We start from the raw sequence: 6,259 nt of genomic DNA, 5'->3' as shown, positions 1-6,259 counted from the left end.
CATCGGCGCCGCCTTCTTCCTGGTCATCCTGGCGACGTCCAATCCGTTCATCCGGCTCAACCCGGCGCCGATCGAAGGCCGCGATCTCAACCCGATCCTGCAGGATCTCGGCCTCGCCATCCACCCGCCGTTCCTCTATCTCGGCTATGTCGGCTTCTCGATCTGTTTTTCCTTCTCGGTCGCCGCTCTCATCGAAGGCCGCATCGACGCGTCCTGGGCGCGCTGGGTGCGGCCGTGGACGCTGGTCGCCTGGATGTTCCTGACCGGCGGCATCGCCATGGGATCGTACTGGGCCTATTATGAACTTGGCTGGGGCGGTTTCTGGTTCTGGGATCCAGTCGAGAACGCGTCTTTCATGCCGTGGCTGGCGGGCACCGCGCTGCTCCATTCGGCCATTGTCATGGAAAAGCGCTCGGCGCTGAAGATCTGGACGCTGCTGCTCGCCATCCTGACCTTTTCGCTGTCGCTGCTCGGCACCTTCCTCGTGCGTTCGGGCGTGCTGACCTCGGTGCATGCCTTTGCAACCGATCCGACCCGGGGCGTGTTTATCCTGTGCATCCTGACGTTGTTTATCGGCGGCTCGCTGGCGCTGTTTGCGCTGCGCGCTTCCCGGTTGACGACCGGCGGCCTGTTCCACCCGATTTCCCGAGAAGGGGCACTCGTCCTCAACAATCTGTTCCTGACCACGGCGACGGCGACCGTGCTTGTCGGCACACTCTATCCGCTCGCTGTCGAAGCCTTTTCAGCCGACAAGATCTCGGTCGGCGCGCCGTTCTTCAATCTCACCTTCGGGCCGCTGATGGTGCCGCTGCTGCTCGTGGTTCCGTTCGGGCCGTTGCTGGCCTGGAAGCGCGGCGATGTCTTCGCCGTCGCGCAGCGCCTGATGGTGGCCTTTGCTGCGGCACTGCTGGCGACGCTGGTCACCGCTCTGTTCATCGACGGCGGCTCGGTGTTCGCAGCCCTGGGCGTAGGCCTTGCCGTCTGGCTGATCCTTGGCGCGCTCACCGATCTCGCCGTCAAATCCGGCTTTCGGACCGTCGCAACGGGGATCATGGTCCGGCGCTTGCTCGGCTTGCCGCGCTCGGTCTTCGGCACAGCCTTCGCTCACCTCGGCCTCGGCCTGACCACGCTCGGCATCGTCGGCACACTTTGCTTCGGCACCGAGAAGATCCTGTCGATGCATGCCGGCGAGACCGTCGAACTGTCCGGCCATACGCTGCGTTTCGTCGGGCTTTATCCGGCCCAGGGACCGAATTACAGCGAGGATCGCGGCCGCTTCGAGCTGATCGGCGTCAGCGGCAGCCCTGTTGGCGAAATCAGCTCCGCCAAGCGGTTTTATCCGGTGCGGCAGATGACGACGACGGAATCCGGCATCAGGACGATCGGTTTCTCGCAGCTCTACATCTCGCTCGGCGACGAGGGCAAAGACGGTTCGGTCGTCGTGCGTTTGTGGTGGAAGCCGCTGGTGACGTTGATCTGGGGCGGTGGCCTGATGATGATGGCGGGCGCGGCGATGTCGCTGATGGACCGGCGCCTGCGCGTCGGCGCGCCGTCGCGACGGCGCAAGCAGGCGAGCGTGGTGCCATCCGCGACCCTGCCATGAACGCACGGCTTTCGCTGACCTCCATTATCCTGCTGCTGGCGCTGTTTTTTGCCGGCACGGCCTTGGCGGTGAAGCCTGACGAGATGCTGCCTGATCCTGCACTTGAGGCGCGGGCTCGGGCGCTTTCGGAAGGCTTGCGCTGCATGGTCTGCCAGAACCAGTCGATCGACGAATCCGATGCCGACCTTGCCCGCGACCTGCGCGTCCTCGTGCGTCAGCGCCTCGTCGCCGGCGACACTGACCAGCAGGTCATGGACTACGTGGTTTCGCGCTATGGCGAGTTCGTGCTGCTCAAGCCGCGTTTCGACCTGCGCAATGCATTGCTGTGGGGCACGCCTGTCCTGCTGTTGCTGGTGGGAGGCGTTTTCATCGTGCTGACCGCGCGGTCGCGTCGCTCGACGGCAACCAATGCGCTGACCACTGAGGAACAGGCGGCGCTGGACAAGATACTAGGCAATTAGCTCGGCCATTCCTCCGAGGGCCAGTCCCGCGACGTGTGAATGACGCGCAGGATAACGACGCACTGACGGCCAGCGATCGGGCGCAACTCATAAGCAATGATGTACGGCGGGCGGCCGATGAACGTCTCATATGTGCCTGTTACCCGGCCTGGCCGGCCCGTCGCCATATCACCAAGGCCTCGGCCCATTTCACGAATACGATCCGCCAGGCGTGCTTGCTGTCATTTATGAAAGCCTTGTGCTGAGTTGTGTACAAGATAGCGCATAGGGCATCGCGGCCAACGGGTTTGTGCGTCTCCCGACCCCAAAACATTACCAAAGTTTCATGTGTCGGAAATGGCGCTGTAATGTGCGCCACTCTAATTCTCTTGCTTGAGGATGCCCATCAGCAGCGTCCATTTGGAAAGAGGATACGAGATCCATGAATATTGCCCCCCGTTCATATTCCGTCACCCGCAAGCGTCTCATGGCTGCCGTCGCGTCTGTAGCCGTGGCCGGTGCGATCGGCGTCGGTGCGCTGACCAGCGGAACCAGCCCTGTTCTGGCCGATGCCGTGCGCGTCGAGGCGCCGCAGGTACCGGGCTTCGCCGATGTCGTCGAGCGGGTTTCTCCCGCTGTTGTCAGCGTCAAGGTCAAGGCCAAGATCAGCCCGGCCGCCGATGACGGCTCGGACCCGTCCGACGATCAGGATGGCATGAACAACCTGCCCAACAATCCGCAACTGCGCCGCTTCTTCAAGGAATTCCGTGGATTTGGTGATCAGGACGGCCAGGGTGGCGGCAACAGGCGCTTCAGCCATCGCGACCGCAACAACGACCAGCCGCGGCCGGTTGCACAAGGTTCCGGCTTCTTCATCTCGGATGACGGCTATCTCGTCACCAACAACCACGTCGTTTCGGAAGGCTCGGCCTTCACCGTGGTGATGAATGACGGCAAGGAACTCGACGCCAAGCTGATCGGCACCGACCCGCGCACCGATCTCGCCGTGCTCAAGGTCGATGGCGTCGGCAAGTTTACCTATGTCGACTTCGCCGATGACTCCAAGGTTCGCGTCGGCGACTGGGTGGTGGCCGTCGGCAATCCGTTCGGCCTTGGTGGCACCGTCACCGCCGGCATCGTCTCCGCCCGCGGCCGCGACATCGGCGCTGGCCCTTATGACGACTTCATCCAGATCGACGCATCGGTCAACCGCGGCAATTCTGGCGGCCCGACCTTCAACCTCAACGGCCAGGTCGTCGGCATCAACACCGCGATCTTCTCGCCGTCCGGCGGCAGCGTCGGCATCGCCTTCGACATTCCCGCTTCGACCGCCAAGCAGGTCGTTCAGGACCTGATGAAGAGCGGTTCCGTTCAGCGCGGCTGGCTCGGTGTCGAAATCCAGCCGGTCACCTCCGACATCGCTGAGTCGCTTGGTCTGAAGTCCAACAACGGCGCACTGGTTTCCAGTGCCCAGGACGATGGTCCCGGCAAGAAGGCGGGCATCACGGCCGGTGACGTGATCACCCAGGTCAACGGCAAGGACGTCGCTTCGCCGAAGGAACTGGCACGGCTGATCGGCGCCTACTCGCCTGGCAAATCGGTTGACGTCACCGTGTGGCGCGACGGCAAGAGCCAGACGGTCAAGGTCGATCTCGGCAAACTGCCCTCGAGCGACAAGCAGGCCTCTGTCGACCAGTCGCAGCCTGCCGCTCCGGCAAAGCCCGACACGCTGGCCGATCTCGGCCTGACCGTCACCAAGTCCGAAAACGGCAAGGGGCTGGTGGTGACCGACGTCGATCCCGACAGCGATGCTGCCGATCGCGGCATCCAGCCGGGCGACGTCATCACATCGGTCAATTCGACCGAAGTGAACGGCACCGACGACGTCACCAAGGCGATGACCGAAGCGGTCAAATCCGGCCGCAAGGCAGTGCTGATGCAGATCACCCGCGACGACACCAATCGTTTCGTCGCGCTGCCCGTCGCCAAGGGCTGAGGTCGGCTCCGGAGCGTTCTCTCGGCCTTCCGAGACGGGTGAGGGCGTTCCGGCGGCAAGTTGGACTTTTCCAGTGCGCCGGTTCAACACCCCCGAGCCGCCGTACGGGAAAGCATGGAGGAGCGCGCGTTAGTCAGTCATCGCGCCTTCCCCCGGCGGCAGCGGGCTTCCCATCGCCCGCTGCCGCACAATTTCAAAAGCGCTTCAACGATCCGATGCCAACGACATCGGCAGCGAGCAGCTTTATCGCGCACTGCTTCGAGCGATCTCGGTCGCGATGCGCTTTGGCAAAGGCCACAATGCAGATGTCTGCCACTCAACCTTCCGGCGAAATCGCGTATAACAGCCCTATGAAGATTCTCGTCATAGAAGACGATCGCGAGGCTGCGGATTACTTGCAGAAAGCCTTTGCCGAGGCCGGTCACACCGCGCATGTCGCCGGTGACGGCGAAACCGGCTTTGCGCTCGCCGACGCCGGCGACTACGACGTGATGGTGATCGACCGGATGATGCCGCGTCGCGACGGCCTGTCGGTCATTGCCGGTCTCAGGTCCAGGGGCAACACGACGCCGGTGCTGATCCTGTCGGCGCTCGGCGAGGTCGATGACCGGGTCACGGGTTTGCGCGCCGGCGGCGACGATTACCTGACAAAGCCCTATGCCTTCTCCGAGCTTCTCGCCCGCGTCGAGGTGCTGAACCGGCGCGCCAGTGCCAAGGAAGCGGAAACCGTCTACCGCGTCGGCGATCTCGAACTCGACAGGCTGTCGCATTCGGTCCGCCGTGCGTCACGCGAGATAACGCTGCAGCCGCGTGAGTTCCGCTTGCTCGAATATCTGATGCGGCATGCCGGCCAGGTGGTGACGCGCACCATGCTGCTGGAAAATGTCTGGGACTACCATTTCGATCCGCAGACCAATGTCATCGACGTCCATGTCTCCCGGCTGCGCGGCAAGATAGAGAAGGGCTTCGACAAGCCCATCCTGCATACGGTTCGCGGCGCCGGCTATATGCTGAAGAGTGGTTAGCTGCGGCATGGCTCTTTCCGTGCCCGCCATCATGAAGACGACGGCAGCGCGGCTTTCGGCGCTCTACTTCCTGCTCTTCGCGCTCTGCGCGGTGGCGCTCGTCTTCTACATGACCTCGCTGTCGGCGCGAATGCTGACCGCGCAGACGCAGGAGACCATCAATGACGAAGTGCTCGGCCTTGCCCGCGCCTATCAGCGCGGTGGCCTGCCGGTACTGGTCCGCGTGGTCGAAGCGCGCTCGCGCCAGCCCGGCGCAAACCTTTACCTGATCGCCGACGCCAACGGCCAGATCCTGACCGGCAACGTGCAGAGCCTCGAACCTGGCGTTCTCGAAACCGAAGGCTGGACCAGCAGTCCGTTCTCTTATCAGCGCTTTGGCGAGGGAGAGCTCGAGCGCCTGCGCAACCTTCCCGCCGAGCAGGGTACCACCACCCAATCCGAGCAGAACGATGCGCAGGCGCAGGGCGAAAAAGGCCACAACGCCATTGCGCTGGTGCTGCGGCTGCCGAACCAGATGATCATGCTGGTCGGCCGCGACCTTGGCGAGCCGGAACGGTTTCGTGCCGTCATCCGCCGTGCGCTGATGCTGGCGCTCGGCATGATGGGGCTGGGCGGATTGCTGATCTGGTTTTTTGTCGGCCGCGCTGCGCTGAAGCGCATCGACAGCGTGTCGGAAGCCAGCCGTCGCATCATGGGCGGCGATCTGTCGGGCAGGCTGCCGGTGACGGGGGTTGGCGACGAGTTCGACCGGCTCTCCGAAAATCTCAATGCCATGCTGGCCAGGATCGCCACGCTGAACGAAGGCTTGAAGCAGGTTTCCGACAACATCGCGCATGATCTGAAGACGCCGCTGACCCGGCTGCGCAACCGGGCCGAAGCGACGCTTTCGGGCAAGCAAAAGCCCACCGACTACCGGCAGGCGCTGGAAGGCACCATCGCCGAGTCGGACCAGTTGATAAAAACCTTCAACGCCATCCTGATGATCTCCCGGCTGGAGGCTGGCTACTCGTCTGAAAATACGAACCGCGTCGATCTTGCGGAAGCCGTACGCGATGTCGTCGAGCTCTATGAGCCGGTGGCGGAAGAGGCGGGCGTGTCGCTGGAAGCAGACGCGCACGAGGCGGTGTCCGTCAACGGCAACCGCGAACTGATCGGTCAGGCGCTGTCGAACATCGTCGACAACGCCATCAAATAT

At 63.3% G+C, this 6,259-nt stretch carries 5 protein-coding genes and 1 pseudogene; 5 read left to right on the top strand and 1 reads right to left on the bottom strand.

The features are described from left to right. Both EOA22_RS09820 and EOA22_RS09815 read left to right on the top strand, forming a co-directional pair. A partial coding sequence (locus EOA22_RS09820) for a heme lyase CcmF/NrfE family subunit (protein ID WP_245478615.1) occupies positions 1 to 1,603 on the top strand: 1,603 nt, incomplete at its 5' end. Continuing rightward, positions 1,600 to 2,064, top strand: coding sequence for a cytochrome c-type biogenesis protein (locus EOA22_RS09815; protein ID WP_013532633.1), 465 nt, complete (start codon positions 1,600 to 1,602; stop codon positions 2,062 to 2,064). The genes EOA22_RS09820 and EOA22_RS09815, both read left to right, overlap by 4 nt. Here EOA22_RS09815 and EOA22_RS09810 read toward each other — a convergent pair. Further along, a pseudogene (locus EOA22_RS09810) lies at positions 2,061 to 2,279 on the bottom strand (type II toxin-antitoxin system RelE/ParE family toxin); the annotation flags it as partial. The gene EOA22_RS09815 and the pseudogene EOA22_RS09810 overlap by 4 nt on opposite strands. 206 nt (positions 2,280 to 2,485) lie before the next feature. Between EOA22_RS09810 and EOA22_RS09805 the strand changes: the two are divergent. From EOA22_RS09805 to EOA22_RS09795, 3 genes are all read left to right on the top strand, one after another. Next, positions 2,486 to 4,039 carry a Do family serine endopeptidase gene (locus EOA22_RS09805; protein ID WP_013532632.1) on the top strand — a complete coding sequence of 518 codons (1,554 nt, stop codon included), beginning with the start codon at positions 2,486 to 2,488 and terminating at the stop codon, positions 4,037 to 4,039. A gap of 350 nt (positions 4,040 to 4,389) precedes the next feature. Then, positions 4,390 to 5,064 (top strand): response regulator transcription factor, encoded by a 675-nt coding sequence (locus tag EOA22_RS09800; protein WP_023812818.1) that lies wholly within the window; start codon positions 4,390 to 4,392, stop codon positions 5,062 to 5,064. A 7-nt stretch (positions 5,065 to 5,071) separates the two neighbouring features. Continuing rightward, positions 5,072 to 6,259, top strand: a 1,188-nt coding sequence (locus EOA22_RS09795) for a HAMP domain-containing protein (RefSeq protein WP_127389945.1), incomplete at its 3' end; no start/stop codon positions are given.

It is taken from the genome of Mesorhizobium sp. M7A.F.Ca.US.014.04.1.1, from assembly GCF_003998745.1.
Lineage (GTDB): Bacteria > Pseudomonadota > Alphaproteobacteria > Rhizobiales > Rhizobiaceae > Mesorhizobium > Mesorhizobium ciceri.
The sequence above is the reverse complement of the archived record's forward strand: the minus strand, read 5'-3'. Positions and strand labels throughout refer to the sequence as shown.